Origin of the sequence: Ketogulonicigenium vulgare WSH-001 (assembly GCF_000223375.1) — a bacterium.
Lineage (GTDB): Bacteria > Pseudomonadota > Alphaproteobacteria > Rhodobacterales > Rhodobacteraceae > Ketogulonicigenium > Ketogulonicigenium vulgare.
Genome location: NC_017384.1, coordinates 2,429,193 through 2,445,658 on the forward strand (window position 1 = coordinate 2,429,193; position 16,466 = coordinate 2,445,658).

The following is a 16,466-nucleotide window of genomic DNA, read 5'->3' on the forward strand; positions in this document are numbered from 1 at the left end:
CCCAAAGCCCAAGAGCCAGCCCGCAGCGCGATTTACTGGAATCCGGGGATCACCATGCCATTGAGGTTGATGACACCGTTATTCACTTCGATCTTGGTGGTGCGGGTCTGCGGATCAACCTGCGTGGTAAAGCCCTGCAGCGCAAAGGTCGCGCCCATCGCCGCATCCGGCGGGATCAGCCCCATCGCATTCAGCTTTTGCAGCAGTGCGTCGATGCCGATCAGGGTGAATTCGGCGCTGCCATTGGTGATGGGCATGTCCGCATCCATATCCGGGCCCAGCTCGAACGTGCCGCCACCAGTGATCGAGGCACCCAGCGCGCTGATGTTCAGCGGCGCAAAGCCAAAGCTGCGCGGGATGATCGTGGCTGCACCGCTGGCCAAGGCCGCCTCGTCAAACACATCGCCCTGCACCTGCCATTCGCCATTCAGTGTCACATCCATGCTGGCGGGGTCGCGCGGCAGTTGACCGCCGGGATCGACCATTGCCCAGATCATGTCCGATGCAACCAGATCTGTGATTTTCGTTGTGATCGCATAGGGTTGCAGATCCGCTGTCTCGGCAAAGGCCATGTCAAAGCCCATCTCGAAACGACCGATCGTGCCCAGCGGTCCGGTCATGCTGCTGCTGAGTGCAACGTCGCCCATAGCGAAATCCATCGCAACCAGATCGCGGCTGATATTGCTGGTGCTGGTCAGGCTGCCTATGGTCATATTGCCGTCCATCGGCATGTCATACGGGCCGCGCATGGTGAAATCAAAGCTGCTGGCCCCGACGGTCGAATCCTGCTCCATCCGCAGCCCGTTGTCATAGGCCGCCTGCATCGACGTCAGCCCATTCAGCGGCAGCGCCACATCCAGCTTGTCGTTCATTTCCGCAAATGCGCCGTTCAGCGTAAATGTCCCCTCTTGGGGGTCGACGACTTTCAGCGACAGCGCGGCGCTGGCGATCGTCATATCGCTGTCCAGCAACAGCAGCGCGCCCTCGGTCTTATAACCCAACGTGCCCGCAAGGCCGGAATAGGTCAGCTCGCCCGAGATCTGCGGGACATCGGCTGCATCCGCGCCGCTGATGCTGAGACCGCCCGCTGGCATCCGAATGCCCGAGCGCGGAACGCTATAGGCGATCTGCAAATCCTCAAGTGTGCCGGAAAAGATCGTCTCGTCATTCTCCTGGAAACCCACCAGTTTCAGGGTGATCTGATCAGGCGTCGCGGATGTGGATTCGGGGTCGTCGATACGGATCTCGAAATCATAGCTGTCCGACTGATCCATCAGCACCGTGCCGTCAGGGCGCGAGGTCAGTGTGATCGACGGGATATTGACCGCGACATAAGTGGGCGCACTGTCGACGATGATCGCAATATCCGCGAGGGTAACGGTATCGCCTGTGCGGTTCTCGGTGCCGATTGTAACACTCAGCCCCTCGTTTTGCGCAACGGCGCTCTCGATCCCTGCCTTGGTCGCATCCCAGAGCTGATCTGCGGTCAGATCTGCATAAGCCGGATTTGCCAGCACCAAAGCCAATGCGGCTGCGCCGCCAACCTTATGAAACCGAGACATCGTTTTTCCTTCACGCTACAATTGACTGTGCTGGATGGTCCGTAACCCGCCAAGATGCTAGACGGGCTTTCAATTTATGAAAAGCCGTAAACCGGGGCGGGCATGGTTGATCAAGGGCAACAGGCGAAATCATGCGAAGCGCTGGTCGTTGGCGCTGGGCCAGCGGGTCTGATGGCGGCCGAGGCGATGGCCCGTGCCGGCCTGCGCGTGCTGATTGTCGACGCGATGCCCAGCCCGGCCCGTAAATTCCTGATGGCGGGAAAATCCGGGCTGAACCTGACCAAAGACGAGCCGCTGGAGGATTTCCTGCGTGCCTTCCACCCGTTGCAGCCTGCGCTGCGCATGGCCTTGCAGGATTTCGGGCCGGATGCGGTCAAGGATTTCGCCATTCGCCTTGGACAGCAGGTGTTTACCGGCTCGACCGGACGGGTGTTCCCGCTGGTGATGAAAGGCTCGCCCCTGCTGCGCGGATGGTTGGCGCGGCTGGACGGGCTTGGCGTCACCTTGCGCACGCGCTGGCATTGGACGGGGTGGCAGGGCGAGGCGCTGCTGTTCGACACGCCCCAGGGGCCGCAGGCGCTGACGCCCGCCGTCACTGTTTTGGCCTGCGGTGGTGCCAGTTGGGCGCGTTTGGGCAGCGATGGCGGCTGGGCGGATTTCATCCCGGACACCGCGCCCTTCGCCCCTGCAAATATGGGCCTGAATGTGCTGTGGAGTGGCCATATGGCCCCGCATTTTGGCACGCCGATCAAGGGCGCGGCGCTGCATGCGGGCGATCAGATCAGTCGCGGCGAATGGGTGATCTCGGCCCGCGGGATCGAGGGCGGCGGGATCTATCCGTTGTCGCGTCCCTTGCGCGAAGAGGCGCCGCTGATGGTGGATTTCTTTCCCGATCTGGCGGTGGAGGATCTGCGCCAGCGCCTTGCTCGCCCGCGTGGAAAGTCAAGCCTTGCCAATCACTTGCGTAAAACCATAGGCCTTGCCCCCGCCGCCATCGCATTGGTGCAGGAATTCGCCCGGCCGCTGCCTGATGACCTTGCGCCGCTGCTGAAAGCCTTGCCGATCCACCACGCTGGCCCCCGCCCCTTGGACGAGGCAATCTCGGTCGCGGGCGGCCTGCGGTTTGACGCGCTGGATGATGATCTGATGCTGCGCGTGCGCCCGGGCACCTTTGCGGCGGGTGAGATGCTGGATTGGGAGGCCCCGACCGGCGGCTATCTGCTAACGGGCTGCTTTGCCACCGGTCTGCGCGCCGGGCAATCTGCCGCCGTCTATTATGCGAAGCAGTTGGCAAATGCGCGCGGGGCAGGTTAATCTTTCGTGAACACGGCCAAAGGATAAACGATGATCCGCTCTCTTGCCTTCGGGGTCTCTGCCCTGCTTGCCTCGACCGCCCTTGTGCAGGCGCAAGAACGCGGCGTCACCTATTCGCTGCACGGCGCCCCCGGGCTGATCGAAATGCCCGGCGCGATGCCGTCACCCGATGCAACCTTGGGTACCACAGTTTCTTATGCCGGCGGTGAGTATCGCCTGAACCTTGGGTTCCAGGTGACCGACTGGCTATTCGCCTCTTACACATTGGGGATCGTGCCTGAATTCGACGGGGACGCGCGTTATAACGCCCGTGCGTTCAATCTGCGCTGGAACATCCGCGGCGAGGAGGGGCTATGGCCCGCCATCGCGCTGGGCGTGAACGACATCACCGGCGGCTATAATTCGGGTGAATATCTGGTCGCGACTAAGACGCTGTCAGACAGTGTACGCGTCACGGCGGGTCTGGGCTGGGGCCGCCTGGCGGGGGATGGGTCGTTCGACAATCTGCTGGGCTTGGATGATCGCGATGCCTTTGACCCCAGCTTCAGCACCGATACCAGCCTGTCGCATCTGTTCCACGGGCCGATGGCCGTATTTGGCGGGCTAGAATGGGCTTTCCACGATGATTTCACGCTGAAAGTCGAATATTCCACCGATGACGGCTATCGCGATGCGCTGGGCGATCCGCTGTTTGATCGTGAATCGCCGGTGAACCTTGGCCTGACATGGCGGCCGAATAATACCTTCAATCTCAGTGCAGCCTATCTTTATGGTAACACTTTTGGCCTGTCGGGCACGTTCTATCTGTATCCGGGCCGCAACGGTGCAACACAGGGCACCGGCAATCCACCCCAGCCGATCACCCCGCGCAGCAGCGCGCCCGCGAACGCCCCTGCCGATCTGAACACCCGCCTGACAGCTGCCCTTGCGGCTGAGGGGGTAACGCTTCATGCCATTGAAATGACGGCAACTTCCGCACGTATCCAGTACCAGAACACACGCTATCGCGCCGAGGCGCAGGCCGTTGGCCGTGTGCTGCGGGTGCTGTCCGCGCAGATGCCGGCGCAAATCGACAGCTTTGTGCTAGAGCCTGTCAGCAACGGCATCCCTCTGAGCCGCGCCACCTTCCGCCGCGCCGACCTCGAGCGGTGGGAGAACCGCGTTGGCGGCACCGACGCGATTGCCGCTGCGATGGACCTGCGCGATGCGGCAGGGACGGGCCAGATCACGGCGCTGCCGCAGCCGCGTTTTGAATGGGGCTTTGGCCCGACATTGGGCCAGTTCAGCCGCGGCGACGGGCGTGATGCCGAGCTGGCCTTGGGCGTGCAGGTGAACGCATCCTATGCGATCATGCCGAACCTGATCGTTGACGGTGTTCTCAGCCAGCGTCTGCTGTCGAATATCGAAGATGACCTGCCGATCCCCAATCCCGATTATGAAACGGTGCGCCGTGATGGCGGCCAATATGGCGCCGACGGCCCGGGGATCAGCCGCCTTGCGCTGGCCTGGTATGAACGCCCCGCGACCGACATCTATACCCGTGTGACCTTTGGACTTTTGGAGGCCGCCTATGGCGGTGCCTCGGCCGAGGTGCTGTATAAACCCGTCGATAGCCGATGGGCGGTCGGGGTCGAATTGGATTATGTCGTCAAGCGCGACTATGACATGCTGTTCGATTTTCAGGATTACGAGACCGTTTCTGTTTTCGTTTCAGGCTATTACGACTTTGATAACGGCTTCCTTGCGCGCGCGGATGTCGGCCGTTACCTGGCCGGCGATTGGGGCGCGACCATTGGCCTTGATCGCGAATTCGCCAATGGCTGGCGCGTCGGCGGCTTTGTCACCATGACCGATATGCCGTTTTCGGATTATGGCAGCGGCTCGTTCACCAAGGGCATTCGCCTGACCGTACCGCTGGATGGCTTTATCGGTCGCGCGACGCGCAGTGAACGCAATGTCGCGCTGAACGGCCCGCTGCGTGATGGCGGTGCGCGGGTGCGCGGCACCGGCGATCTGTATGATCTGGTGCGTACGGGGCACCAATCGGCCCTGGATGAAGGCTGGGGGCAGTTCTGGCAATGAAACTGAAAATCTTGCTGGCCGCGGGCGCGATGATCAGCCTTGCGGCCTGTCAGGCTGTGCAGGGACCGCTGAGTGCCGTCGGTCAAATGGCCAGCGCGGTCATAAGTCCGGCCGATGATGCGCCCGCCGCAACCGTTGATCCCGCGCTTTTTGCGCCCGATGTGATTGCCGCGCAACCACAGGACTTCTTGGTCGTCACGGTCAATGCCGCAGGTCTGAATGAAATGGCACGGCTGCAGCAGCGTTCGGGGCTGCATGAAACCTATCTGACCCAATCAGGATTTCAGTTCACCCTGAACCAAGGGATGCTGCTGTCCTCGCGCGGGTTCGGTGATGATCTGGTGACCACAGGCGCAATCGACCCCGAAGCCCTGCTATCAGCGATTCGCAGCGGCACCGGCCAAGTCACCCGTATTGTCGAGCGGTTGAATGCCCAAAGTCAGATCGAAAGCCAGAATTTCACCTGCACGTTTACCATTGCCGGCGAAGAAGAGGTCGCTTTAGCCCTGTCCACCTTGGCTGCAACCCGCGTGAATGAGCGGTGCAGTGGCGCGCAAATGATCTTTGACAACATTTATTGGCTGGATCAGCAGCAGAAAATCGCGGCATCTCGTCAATATGTCTCGCCAAGTGTTGCATATTTGCGCTTTAATCGGCTTTGATCGCTTACCCCTATCTTGTGCGTTGGACAAGAAACCCGCTTGGGATATCAATAGGTCACAGCGGTTAACACGCTTTGAATTCAAAACTGGAGCAAAAAATGCGCCTCACCAAAACCCTGATCGCGGCCGCTCTGGCCACCACCGTCGCCGGTTCGGCTATTGCAGGCGGCTTCGCTGCTGAAGTTGTTGAGCCCCCCGTCGTCATCGTTGAGCCCGAAGCTCCCACCTCGTCGTGGGGCATCATCCTGCCGATCGCCGTTCTGGTCGGTCTGGTTGCTCTGGCTTCGAACAACTAATTCGAAGCGATCCCTGGCAGCCGATGCTGTCCGGAGATCGGCAAAGGCGGGGCAATGCCCCGCCTTTTTCATATCTGCTTAGCGCGTTTGCGCGCGGGCAAAAGACGCCAGCCGCAACAGCATCCGTTCAACCAGTGGCCCCGCAGGGGGTGGGTTGCTGGCGCGCAGGCGCAGATCCGTTTCCAGTATCGAATGCAGTGCTTCCTCGACGCGGGCCACGTTCCAGCCGCGCGACTGGGCAATGATCGCATCGCGGCGCGGGCCAAAGACGGGCGGGGTCGCACGGGTCAGCCCCTCTGCAACGCCGCCCGGATAGGTCATCGCGCCGTGCAGCTGTCGAAAATGCCGCAAGGTGGCAATACACAGGCCGACCGGCTGCACGCCTTGCGCATAAAGCAGCCGCAATTGTCCGGCGATCGCCTCGCGCTGGCCCAGGGCTACGGCGGCGATCAGCGTGTCGGTATCGGCCTCATGGCTTTGCGGTGCGCAGGCTGCGATATCCTCCAGCCCGACGGGACTACTGTCGCCAATTTTATAAAGTGATATCTTTTCAATGGTTTGACGGAAGTCACCCGGATCGAGCAGCTTGGACAGGGCAAGGATTGCGGCCTTGCCCTCGGGCGCGACAGTGCTGAGGCCAGCTTCCGCCAGCATTTGTGCCACTTCCTCGGGGCCGGGCGGATCATCGTAAAGGACCACGGCGGCAAACCGCGGCGCTGCTTCGGCCAATTTACGCAAAGACGAGCGGGCGGTCAGTGCGCCTGCGGTGATGATCAGCTGCGCGTCGCCTTGCGCCCAGTCCTTCATTGCCTTGCCGATCTGCTGCGTCAGCCCATCGGTTGCATCCTCTAGCAACACGGCGCGGGGGCCGGGGAAAAAGCCAATGGCCTTTAGCGCATCCAGCAGCAGCGCACCGTCTTTGCGTAGATCAGCCGCGGCGATGCGGGTCAGACGCATTTCCGATTCGGCATTCGGCCCGAGGAGCGCGGTCAGCAACTGACGGCGCCGTTCGGCCACGCGGACGCTGTCTTCGCCCGCGATCAGCGCACCCATTCCCGCAGGATCGGGCTTGCGGAAATAGGTCAAAGCATCGCGGGCGTTCAGCTTCATCGGGCGGGTGCCGCGACCAACAATTGGGTAATGATCCGTTCGGCCAGCAGCCGGGCAAGGCGGTCTTCAGCATCGATTTGCGCCGTCTCGACCGCGCGAATGGATGCAGATGCCGAATAGCCGGTAAAGGCATCAACACTGCCCGATGTAATCGTTCCACCCGCCGAATCACGTAGGGTAAAGGTGGCGGTGCCGGGCAGGGTATAACGCAAAATCTCGCCGCTACGCGTCTCGGCCGAGGTCAACACACCTGTCGTGACATTCACATCCAGCACCATATCCGTGCCTTCCCCCAATGAATCGCGCAGCGATTGGCGTAGGCGATAGCCCAAAGCGGTATTGGGCACCTGATAGCGGATGCGGTTCAGCAGGTGGCTGCCTGCGCCGCGCGTGCCATAGGCGGGCGCGAAACCGCAGCCTGCCAGCAGCGCCGCCGCCCCGAAAAGGGCGGCGCGGCGCGTGGTTTTGAGGGGATCAGGCAACCACATTGACGATACGTCCCGGCACCACGATCAGCTTTTTGGGCGCATTGCCGTCCAGCGCCTTTTGTACGGCGGGATCGGCCAGCACCAGCTTTTCAATCTCGGCGGCGGGCATGTCTTTGGGGACGGTCACTTCCGAGCGGCGCTTGCCGTTGATCTGGATCGGCAGGGTGACGCTATCCTCGACCAGCATCGCCTCGTCGGCTTTGGGCCAATCCGACAGGACACACAGGCCCGTGCCGCCCAGCATCGTCCAAATCTCTTCGGACAGGTGCGGGGTCATGGGGGCCATAAGCTGCGCCAGGGCCAGCATCGCGGTGCGCTTGGCAGCGGCTGAGGCATTGGATTTCGAAAGCGCGCTGGTAAAGCCGTAAAGCTTTGCAATCGCTGCGTTAAATCCAAAGCTGGACACGCCGCCCGTGACATCCGCAATCGCGCGGTGCATCTGGCGCAGCAGATCCTGATCGGCGCTGGCGTCGCCCGCATCCTCGCCATGGGCGATATCCCAGGCCATGCGATAGACGCGCGACAGATGGCGGTGCGCGGCCTCGGCGCCAGACGCGGTCCATTCCACGTCACGCTCGGGCGGGCTGTCGGACAGCACGAACCAGCGCGCGGTATCGGCGCCATAGCTCGAGATGATCGACATCGGATCGACGACGTTCTTCTTCGACTTCGACATCTTGGCCGAGGGGATGATCTCGACCGTCTCGCCCGTCGCTTTCAGCACGCCGCCTTCGACCTCTTCGGGGAAGTGGTAAACGGGGCGGCCATTCGCGTCGGTGGTTTTGTAAATCTCGTGCGTCACCATGCCTTGCGTGAACAGCGCATCGAACGGCTCGGTCGCGGTCGAGGGCAGATGACCCGTCGCATGCATCGCGCGGGCAAAGAACCGCGAATACAGCAGGTGCAGGATCGCATGTTCGATGCCGCCGATATATTGGTCGACGTTCATCCAGTAATCGACATCGGCCTGAACGGTCGGGGTCGCGGCATGGGAATTGGTAAAGCGGGTGAAATACCAGCTACTATCGACGAATGTGTCCATCGTATCCGTCTCGCGCAGGGCCGCGCCGCCGCACACGGGGCAGGCGGTGTTGCGCCAGGTCGGATGACGATCCAGCGGGTTGCCCGGCACGTCGAAAGTGACGTCATCGGGCAGGCGCACCGGCAGATTTTCCTTTTTCTCCGGCACTGTGCCGCAGCTATAGCAATGCACGACGGGGATCGGGCAACCCCAATAGCGCTGACGCGACAGACCCCAGTCGCGCAGACGGAACTTGGTCACGCCGTGGCCAACGCCATTGCTCTCGCAAAAGGCGATGGCGCTTTCGATACCCTCGTTGCCGGTCTGCTGCTCGTCACCCGCAAAACCGCCGACATAGGCAATCTTTTCGCCCTTGGGCGGGGCATAGGCCGCGCCGCCATCTTCGGGCGCGACATAATCCTGATCACCCAAGGGGCGCAAAACCGAGACGACCGGCAGATCATATTTCCGCGCGAAATCCAGATCGCGCTGGTCATGCGCCGGACAGCCAAAGATCGCGCCGGTGCCGTAATCCATCAGGATAAAGTTCGCGATATAGACCGGCAGCTCCCAGGCGGTATCGAACGGATGGCGCACGCGCAGCCCGGTATCAAAGCCTTTTTTATCCGCCTTTTCAATCGCTTCTTCGGTCGTGCCGCCTTTACGGGCATCCGCACAGAATGCGGCGATCTCGGCGTTCTCAGCCTCGAGCTTTTTCGCGATCGGGTGATCGGGCGAGATGCCGACAAAACTTGCGCCCATCAGCGTATCGGGGCGGGTGGTGTAAACCTCGATCCGGTCAGTGCCAGCGGCCGCCTCATCGGTCACTGAAAATGCGAATTGCAACCCGCGCGAGCGGCCGATCCAGTTCGCCTGCATCAGCTTGACCTTGGCGGGCCAGTCATCCAGCCCGTCCAGCGCACTCAGCAATTCGTCCGAGTAATGCGAGATTTTAAAGAACCACTGCGTCAGCTCGCGCCGCTCGACATCGGCGCCCGAACGCCAGCCCTTGCCGTCGATCACCTGTTCATTGGCCAGCACGGTCATATCGACCGGGTCCCAGTTCACCACCGCATTCTTGCGATAGACCAGATCCTTGGCCAGCATGTCGATGAACAGCGCCTGCTGTTGGCCGTAATATTCAGGATCGCAGGTCGCGAATTCGCGGCTCCAGTCGATCGAGAAACCCAGCGGCTTCATCTGATCGCGCATGTCCGCGATGTTCTGATAGGTCCAGTCCTTGGGGTGGCCGCCCGAAGCCATCGCGGCATTTTCCGCGGGCATCCCGAACGCGTCCCAGCCCATCGGATGCAGCACCGCATGGCCGGTTGCGCGTTTATAGCGCGCAATCACATCGCCCATCGTATAGTTGCGCACATGGCCCATATGGATGCGCCCGGACGGATAGGGGAACATCTCAAGGACGTAATATTTCGGCTTATCGTCCGAGCGGACGGCCTTGGCGGCCTCGGCCTCGTCCCAAGCGGTTTGCCATTTGGCTTCGATTTCGGCGGCAGAATAGCGGGACATCGGAGAAAGCAGTCCTTTGAAGGGCAGTTACGGCAGTTACCGATGGTTTAGCCAATGTTTGCGCCCGTTGCCATAGGCTGAAAAAGGAAAGGGCAGCCCGCAGGCTGCCCTCCCTTTAGCGAAGTGCCAAGTTCTAAGATTAGAACTTGAACGAAACTTCGATGGTCGCGCCGTTTTGGTAAGCGGGCGCACCAACTTCGTCGTCCGACAGGTAGCCGGCCGAGGTGTCGTCTGCGTCAGCATAGGAAACCAGCAGGGTTGCGCCAGCGCCCAGATCGTAGGTGCCGCCGACGTAGTAGGCTTCGCCCGAACCGATGCTCCACGAGTCGCGCGACAGGTAACCGGCTTTCAGGTTGATGCCGTTGCCCAGGTCGTAGCCACCTTCGACTGCCAGACGTGCGTCACGGCCGCCGATCGACAGGTTGTTGGCCAGACGCTCGCCGTAGTCAGCCGAGATCGAGAAGCCGTTTGCAGCGTAAGCAACGCGTGCGCCGTAGAACAGGTCTTCGTCCATCGCGTCCGAGACGTCGCCGTCTTCGAAGATCACCCAGCCGGTCAGAGCGACAGGGCCGAGCGGGTAGGTTGCGGTCAGACCCAGCGAGCTTTGCGTGGTGCCAGCGACTTTGTAGTCGGTGGTTGCATAGGCCAGACGAACCGAAGCGCCAGCAAAGGTCGTGCCAACCGACAGACCGATGATTTCGTTCGGGTTGATGTCGTCACCCAGCGCAGCTTCTGCGAAGTAGTCGTCATCGCCTTCGCCTTGGTAGGCGAACACAACGTCAAATGCGCCGAAAGTGGTCGAGGCAGCGAAGTTCCACTGACCCAGTTGGCTTTCCGAAGCGTTGTCGTTGCCGGTGGTGCTGCTGATCGGGGTCGAAACCGAAACAGCGACGTTACCGTAGTTGATGTCGCCGCGCAGGGTCTTCTCGCCGTCTTGCTCCGAGAAGCCGTCAGCGAACATCGGGCCAGCAGCTTTCCATGCGTCGACTGCCGAGAATTCGTAGTCGCCGAAGTACAGACCGCCCAGCTCGCCTGCTTCCAAGAACAGTTTGAGGTTGTTGGTGTCCAGAGCCGGATCGCTGATGTAGCCGTTGTCGATCAGGTCGAAACGAACGCTACCACCAAAGGTCAGACCGTTGTCCAGCTCTTGGCTGGCAGCGATGTTCATGCGCAGGCGCCAGTAGAAGCCGTCGTTTTCAATCGCGGTGTCGTTGTAGCCCAGACGAGCATCGCCGTTGAAGCTGATTTCTGCAGCAGCGGCGCCTGCAAAGGCGGTCAGCGCGGCCGAAGCGAGAAGGATGCGTTTCATAAAATGTCCCTCGTGTTGCATTCCCGAGAATGCCAGTTTGCCTAGCATTGAGCGATTGTTTGCGCGTTGCGGCACTTTCAGACAAGCAAATTGACTTGAGAATTTCTGCGTAGCGCCAACCTGATGCAATGTCGCCACACAGGTAGCGCCGCTTCTGGGATCACGATATGCAGGACAAAAGCGCGTGCCACCGGCGCGCCAAACAATATGCGAGCCGCCTGATATGCCTCTTTCAGATATTCTGTCACGCATCCGCGATACGGCGTTGGATTGCGATCGTTCTGCTGCCGATGTGACGCTGATCGCCGTCTCAAAAGTGCAACCAAATGACCGAGTTGCAGCGGTTTTGGACGCAGGACAACGGGTTTTTGGCGAGAATCGCGTGCAAGAGGCGATGGGAAAATGGCCCGACTTTCGCGCCACTTACGGCGATGTCGATCTGCATCTGATCGGGCCGCTGCAATCGAACAAAGCCCGTCAGGCGATGGAGCTGTTCAATGCGATCCACACGCTGGACCGCCTGCGCCTGGCCGAGACTTTCGCCCGCCTTGCGCAGGAATTGGGCAAATGCCCGGATTTATTCGTTCAGGTCAATACGGGGGCCGAGCCGCAAAAAGCGGGCTGTTTGCCGGAGGAGGTCGATTCCCTTGTGGCCGCCGCGCGCGCGATGGATCTGCCGGTCAAAGGTCTGATGTGCATCCCGCCCGCCGATCAGGGCCCCGCGCCGCATTTCGCGATGCTGGCCGAAATGGCGGCGCGCAACGGTTTGACAGGTCTTTCCATGGGGATGAGCGGCGATTTCGACGTCGCGATCCGCCATGGGGCGACGCATGTGCGGGTTGGTTCGGCCATTTTCGGCGACCGAACCGCCGCGCATTAAAGGTCAAAGGTCGCGAAAACCGGTGCGTGATCCGATGGGCCTTCCCATCCGCGCGCCGGGCGCAAGACGCGGCTGGAATGGCCCGCCGCCGCAATGTCGCGTGTCGCCCAGATGTGATCCAGCCGCCGCCCCTTATCCGCAGCATCCCAATCGGGCGAGCGATAGGACCACCAGCTATAAAGACGCCCCTCGGGGATATTGGCGCGGGTGATATCCACCCAATCGCCCGAATCCATCGCGGCGCCCAGATGATCGACCTCGATCGGAGTGTGGCTGACGATTTTCAGCAGCGCCTTGTGATTCCAGACGTCGTCCTCGCGCGGGGCGATGTTCAGATCTCCGACCAGAATCGCCTTTTGCGGCTTTTCCCCGTGAAAATGGTCGCGCATCTGGGTCAGGTAATCCAGCTTTTGGCCGAATTTGATGTTCTGCTCGCGGTCGGGAATATCGCCGCCTGCGGGGACATAGAAGTTGTGGATCGTGACGCCATTGTCCAACTGACCCGCGATATGGCGGGCATGGCCAAGGTCGGCGAAATCATGGGCGCCCACCTCGCGCATGGGCAGGCGCGACAGGATGGCGACACCATTATAGCCCTTTTGGCCGCGCGCGATCATATAGGGATAGCCAAGCGCGCGGAAAATCTCGGTCGGGATCAGTTCGACCGGGGATTTGCATTCTTGCAGGCATAGCACATCCGGCAGCTCTTCGCGCAGCAGCCGCGCAACCAGTTCCGCCCGCAGGCGAACCGAGTTAATGTTCCAGGTGGCAAGGGTAAAGGTCATGGCGCATCCTCTGGCTTGGCGAGGCCACCCTAGAGGGTGCGGACGGGAAACATAAGCCCCGCCCGCGCGGTTTCCTTAGCGGATCACATAGGTGCCGACCCGGCACACATCCACTACATCGCGCGTGCTGCGCCCATTGCTGAATTCGATCAGCAGATCATACGAGCAATTCGACACGTTGCGGATGGTCAGATCAAAGCTGCGCCCATTTTCCAGCACTCGATTGCCCAGCAGGTCATTCTCCCAGCTGTCGTTATGGGTGGGGCTGGAATACAGATACATCACCGTCAGACCCGAGCTGTTCTGAAACCGGATCGTCTCGGTCTGGGCCATTGCTGGCGCGGCGACAAGGGTGGCGACCGCAGCGGCGGCCATCATAGCGTTGCGAAACATGACACACTCCAAAAATGCGTTATGTTCACATTAATTCATTAATGCGTGATGAGAAGTTAATTTTGCGACCGGCTGACGGCATCGGCCAAGGTCAGCCTGTGGGCCAGCCAGTCGCAATAATCGTTACACAGCCAGACGATAGCCGCCCGATTCCGTCACCAGCAACTGCGCGCTCGAGGGGTCGGCCTCAATCTTTTGGCGCAGGCGATAGATATGCGTCTCTAGCGTATGGGTGGTGACGCCCGCGTTATAGCCCCAGACCTCATGCAGCAGCACATCGCGCTGCACCACGCCCTCGGGCGCGCGATAGAGGAACTTCAGGATATTCGTCTCTTTTTCCGTCAGGCGGATTTTCTTGTCATCCGCCGTCACCAGCATCTTATGCGCCGGGCGGAAGGTATAGGGCCCAAGGGCAAAGACAGCGTCCTCGGATTGTTCATGCGTGCGCAGCTGGGCGCGCAGGCGGGCCAAAAGCACCGGGAATTTGAACGGCTTGGTCACATAATCATTCGCGCCCGAATCAAGGCCCAGAATGGTGTCGCTGTCGCTGTCATGGCCGGTCAGCATGATGATCGGGCATTTCACATTCTGCTTGCGCATGACGCGGCACAGCTCGCGCCCGTCGGTGTCGGGCAGGCCGACGTCCAGAATGATCAGGTCGTAATGGGCGTCCTTGATCTTTTCCAGCGCGGTATGGCCGCTGTTCGCCTCGAAAACGTCAAAGTCTTCGGTCATCACCAGCTGTTCGCTGAGGGCTTCGCGCAGATCGTCATCATCATCGACCAGCAGGATTTTTTTCAATTGGGCCATGTTCACGTCTCCATGACTTACCGTGTGTGTTTCGTGTAGCAGGTGGCCCTTCGCGGCGCGGGTTGCAAGAAATGCTACAAAGGGTCACGCGCTCGTGTCATTTTGGGCGGAATATTTCAGGATTATTGCAGGGATTTCGGGGTGATGGCGAAAGATGTGCTGCGGCTGACGCCGATGGGGCTGATCTGGCGGGGGCGGCGCATCCCTTGCACCATCGGCCGTGCGGGGCTGTCGCGGACCAAGCATGAGGGGGACGGTGCCACCCCTGACGCGCCGATGCGGTTGCTGCAGGTGCTGTATCGTCCTGACCGTTTGCCGCCGCCTGTGCCCGGCGCCAAAGCCATCGGCCCGCGGGATCTGTGGTCGGACGCCAGCGGCCAGCCCGATTATAACCACATGGTCCGCGCTCCCTATGCTTATAGCCACGAGGCGATGCGCCGCCCGGACCCGCTTTATGACATCGTGATCGTCACCGACTGGAATTATCCCGCTGCGCGGGCGGGCGGGGGGTCGGCGATTTTCCTGCATCAATGGCGCCGCCGCGGCGCGCCGACCGCGGGTTGCATCGCCATGGCGCGCGCCAATCTGATCCGCCTTGCGCGTGAAATCACCCCCGGCACGCGCCTGATCATCACGGGTATGCGCCTTGCCAATGGCGCGCGCGCCACTATCTTTCGCCAGTAACATGGTATGAGGTGCGGCGATGGCCGATGATGTAATGCCCAGTGATGTAATGAAGGTCGAGATCTGGTCCGACGTGATCTGCCCATGGTGCTGGATCGGCAAGGCGCGCTTTGAAAAGGCGCTGGCCGCTTTTCCGCACGCCGGGCGGGTCGAGGTCACGCATCACGCCTATCGCCTTGATCCAGGTGGCAAACCCGAAGAGGTCGTCACCTCGCTCGGCCGTAAATACGGTGGCGGCCCTGATCAGATCCGCCAGATGATGGGCCGCGTCGTGGATGCTGCGGCTGGCGAGGGGCTGGTCTATAATACCGAAGGGGCGAAAACCGGTGATACCACCGACGCGCATCGCATCATAAAATTCGCCCGCGACAAGGGATTGGGTGATCTGGCCCTCGACCGCCTTTACGCGGCCTATTTCACCGATGGCATCCATGTGGTCGAGCGCGCCGCCCTGCTGGATCTGGCCTCCGAGATCGGCCTGGATCGCGGCGAGGTGCAGAGCATGCTGACATCCGACGCCTATATCGCCGATGTCACCGCCGATCAGGCGCAAGCGCAGCGTTTTGGTGCCAATGGCGTGCCGTTCTTTGTCATCGACGGCAAATACGGCATCTCGGGCGCGCAAGAGCCTGCCCTGTTTGCCCGCGCGCTGGATCAGATCTGGGCGGAAAGTGGGCGCACAGCGCTGAAATCCTTTGGCGATGCGAATGCAGATGCCTGCGGCCCCGATGGTTGCGCGATCTGAAATAAAAAGCCCCGCATCACGCGGGGCTTTTTATTAGAAACTAAAGGTGACGCCGACATTCACCGCATTGGTGATGATATTCGATTCCAGCGTGCCGCCGGTATCCAGATCGGCCGTATTCATCGAATAGGTGCCTTTATATTCGCCAAACACCGACCAATTATCCGCAATCGGATAGCTGAGGCCCGCAACCCAGGACGCGGCCGGGCCGGTGACCTGATAGCCCAGCGTGCTGCTGCCGGCGCCCTCAACCTCGACATGCGGGATCGCGATCCCCAGACCGCCACCCACATAGGGCGTGCCAAAGCTGAGCGCTTCGGGCCAGCGACGATAGATATTCAGCGTCAGAATGTTCAGCCCGTCGGTGAATTCCAGCGTATCAAGGCCGGAATTTGCCAGAGTCTGGCCATCCGCGTAAACCTTGGCATGTGTGAAATCGAGGCCAAAGCCGATATTGTCATGCCGCCACCACGTGGCGCGAATACCCCAATAGGGTGGCGCCTCCAGCGAATTGCCGTCCCAACCGGCGGTGAAGTCGCGATCCGCCAGCACGCTGTCGCCGTCGATCGTGACGGTGCTGTGGGGGGCGGATTGCACGCCGCCATAAACGCCCAGCTCAACCTCAGCCATAGCGATCGAGGCCGGAAAAACGGCCATCGCAACAAGGGCAGCAGGGATAAGGCGGAGACAAGCGGACATGATGGGACAGAACTCGGGCAAGGATGGCTGGGAAATGGCTATTTCCTCGCAGTTATGCGCTGTCAGGTTAACATGCAATTGACAGAATCGCGCGCT

At 60.9% G+C, this 16,466-nt stretch carries 16 protein-coding genes; 7 read left to right on the forward strand and 9 right to left on the reverse strand.

From position 1 onward, the window contains the following. Window positions 1-32: 32 nt before the first annotated feature. A complete protein-coding gene (locus KVU_RS12110) occupies window positions 33-1,562 on the reverse strand; it encodes a hypothetical protein (protein ID WP_013385530.1) in 1,530 nt (509 codons plus the stop codon). Window positions 1,563-1,664: 102 nt separating this feature from the next. Here KVU_RS12110 and KVU_RS12115 point away from each other — a divergent pair, with 102 nt between their 5' ends. The 4 genes from KVU_RS12115 (at window position 1,665) to KVU_RS12130 (ending at window position 5,916) form a co-directional block, all read left to right on the forward strand. Continuing rightward, window positions 1,665-2,876 carry a TIGR03862 family flavoprotein gene (locus KVU_RS12115; protein WP_013385531.1) on the forward strand — a complete coding sequence of 404 codons (1,212 nt, stop codon included), beginning with the start codon at window positions 1,665-1,667 and terminating at the stop codon, window positions 2,874-2,876. 30 nt (window positions 2,877-2,906) lie between these two features. Further along, the gene (locus KVU_RS12120; RefSeq protein ID WP_013385532.1) at window positions 2,907-4,958 is read left to right on the forward strand and encodes a YjbH domain-containing protein; all 2,052 of its coding nucleotides are present in this window, start codon (window positions 2,907-2,909) and stop codon (window positions 4,956-4,958) included. After that, entirely contained in the window at window positions 4,955-5,620 is a 666-nt protein-coding gene (locus KVU_RS12125; RefSeq protein WP_013385533.1) for a YjbF family lipoprotein, read from the forward strand. Before KVU_RS12120 ends, KVU_RS12125 begins: the two co-directional genes overlap by 4 nt. 98 nt (window positions 5,621-5,718) lie before the next feature. Next, the gene (locus KVU_RS12130; RefSeq protein WP_013385534.1) at window positions 5,719-5,916 is read left to right on the forward strand and encodes a hypothetical protein; all 198 of its coding nucleotides are present in this window, start codon (window positions 5,719-5,721) and stop codon (window positions 5,914-5,916) included. Between the two features lie 78 nt (window positions 5,917-5,994). Here KVU_RS12130 and holA read toward each other — a convergent pair whose 3' ends face one another. The 4 genes from holA to KVU_RS12150 form a co-directional block, all read right to left on the reverse strand. After that, entirely contained in the window at window positions 5,995-7,026 is a 1,032-nt protein-coding gene (gene holA, locus KVU_RS12135; protein ID WP_013385535.1) for a DNA polymerase III subunit delta, read from the reverse strand. Continuing rightward, on the reverse strand, window positions 7,023-7,514 hold the full coding sequence (lptE, locus tag KVU_RS12140; protein ID WP_013385536.1) for an LPS assembly lipoprotein LptE: 492 nt from the start codon (window positions 7,512-7,514) through the stop codon (window positions 7,023-7,025). Before lptE ends, holA begins: the two co-directional genes overlap by 4 nt. After that, entirely contained in the window at window positions 7,501-10,065 is a 2,565-nt protein-coding gene (gene leuS, locus KVU_RS12145; protein ID WP_013385537.1) for a leucine--tRNA ligase, read from the reverse strand. Before leuS ends, lptE begins: the two co-directional genes overlap by 14 nt. Before the next feature lie 139 nt (window positions 10,066-10,204). Continuing rightward, a complete protein-coding gene (locus KVU_RS12150) occupies window positions 10,205-11,374 on the reverse strand; it encodes a porin (RefSeq protein ID WP_013385538.1) in 1,170 nt (389 codons plus the stop codon). 223 nt (window positions 11,375-11,597) lie between these two features. Between KVU_RS12150 and KVU_RS12155 the strand changes: the two genes are divergently transcribed. Then, window positions 11,598-12,254 (forward strand): YggS family pyridoxal phosphate-dependent enzyme, encoded by a 657-nt coding sequence (locus KVU_RS12155; RefSeq protein ID WP_013385539.1) that lies wholly within the window; start codon window positions 11,598-11,600, stop codon window positions 12,252-12,254. Here the strand turns inward: KVU_RS12155 and KVU_RS12160 are convergent. The 3 genes from KVU_RS12160 to KVU_RS12170 form a co-directional block, all read right to left on the reverse strand. Further along, the gene (locus KVU_RS12160) at window positions 12,251-13,039 is read right to left on the reverse strand and encodes an exodeoxyribonuclease III (RefSeq protein WP_013385540.1); all 789 of its coding nucleotides are present in this window, start codon (window positions 13,037-13,039) and stop codon (window positions 12,251-12,253) included. The genes KVU_RS12155 and KVU_RS12160 overlap by 4 nt on opposite strands. A gap of 75 nt (window positions 13,040-13,114) precedes the next feature. Beyond that, window positions 13,115-13,432 carry a hypothetical protein gene (locus tag KVU_RS12165; protein ID WP_013385541.1) on the reverse strand — a complete coding sequence of 106 codons (318 nt, stop codon included), beginning with the start codon at window positions 13,430-13,432 and terminating at the stop codon, window positions 13,115-13,117. A gap of 123 nt (window positions 13,433-13,555) precedes the next feature. Then, entirely contained in the window at window positions 13,556-14,242 is a 687-nt protein-coding gene (locus tag KVU_RS12170) for a response regulator transcription factor (protein WP_013385542.1), read from the reverse strand. A gap of 144 nt (window positions 14,243-14,386) precedes the next feature. Between KVU_RS12170 and KVU_RS12175 the strand changes: the two genes are divergently transcribed. Beyond that, window positions 14,387-14,926 (forward strand): L,D-transpeptidase family protein, encoded by a 540-nt coding sequence (locus tag KVU_RS12175; RefSeq protein WP_013385543.1) that lies wholly within the window; start codon window positions 14,387-14,389, stop codon window positions 14,924-14,926. Window positions 14,927-14,945: 19 nt separating this feature from the next. After that, window positions 14,946-15,671: a DsbA family oxidoreductase gene (locus tag KVU_RS12180; RefSeq protein ID WP_013385544.1), complete on the forward strand. Its 726-nt coding sequence runs from the start codon at window positions 14,946-14,948 to the stop codon at window positions 15,669-15,671. 33 nt (window positions 15,672-15,704) lie between these two features. On the opposite strand, the gene KVU_RS12185 is transcribed toward KVU_RS12180, so the two are convergent. Continuing rightward, on the reverse strand, window positions 15,705-16,370 hold the full coding sequence (locus KVU_RS12185; RefSeq protein ID WP_014538065.1) for an outer membrane protein: 666 nt from the start codon (window positions 16,368-16,370) through the stop codon (window positions 15,705-15,707). Window positions 16,371-16,466 lie beyond the last annotated feature (96 nt).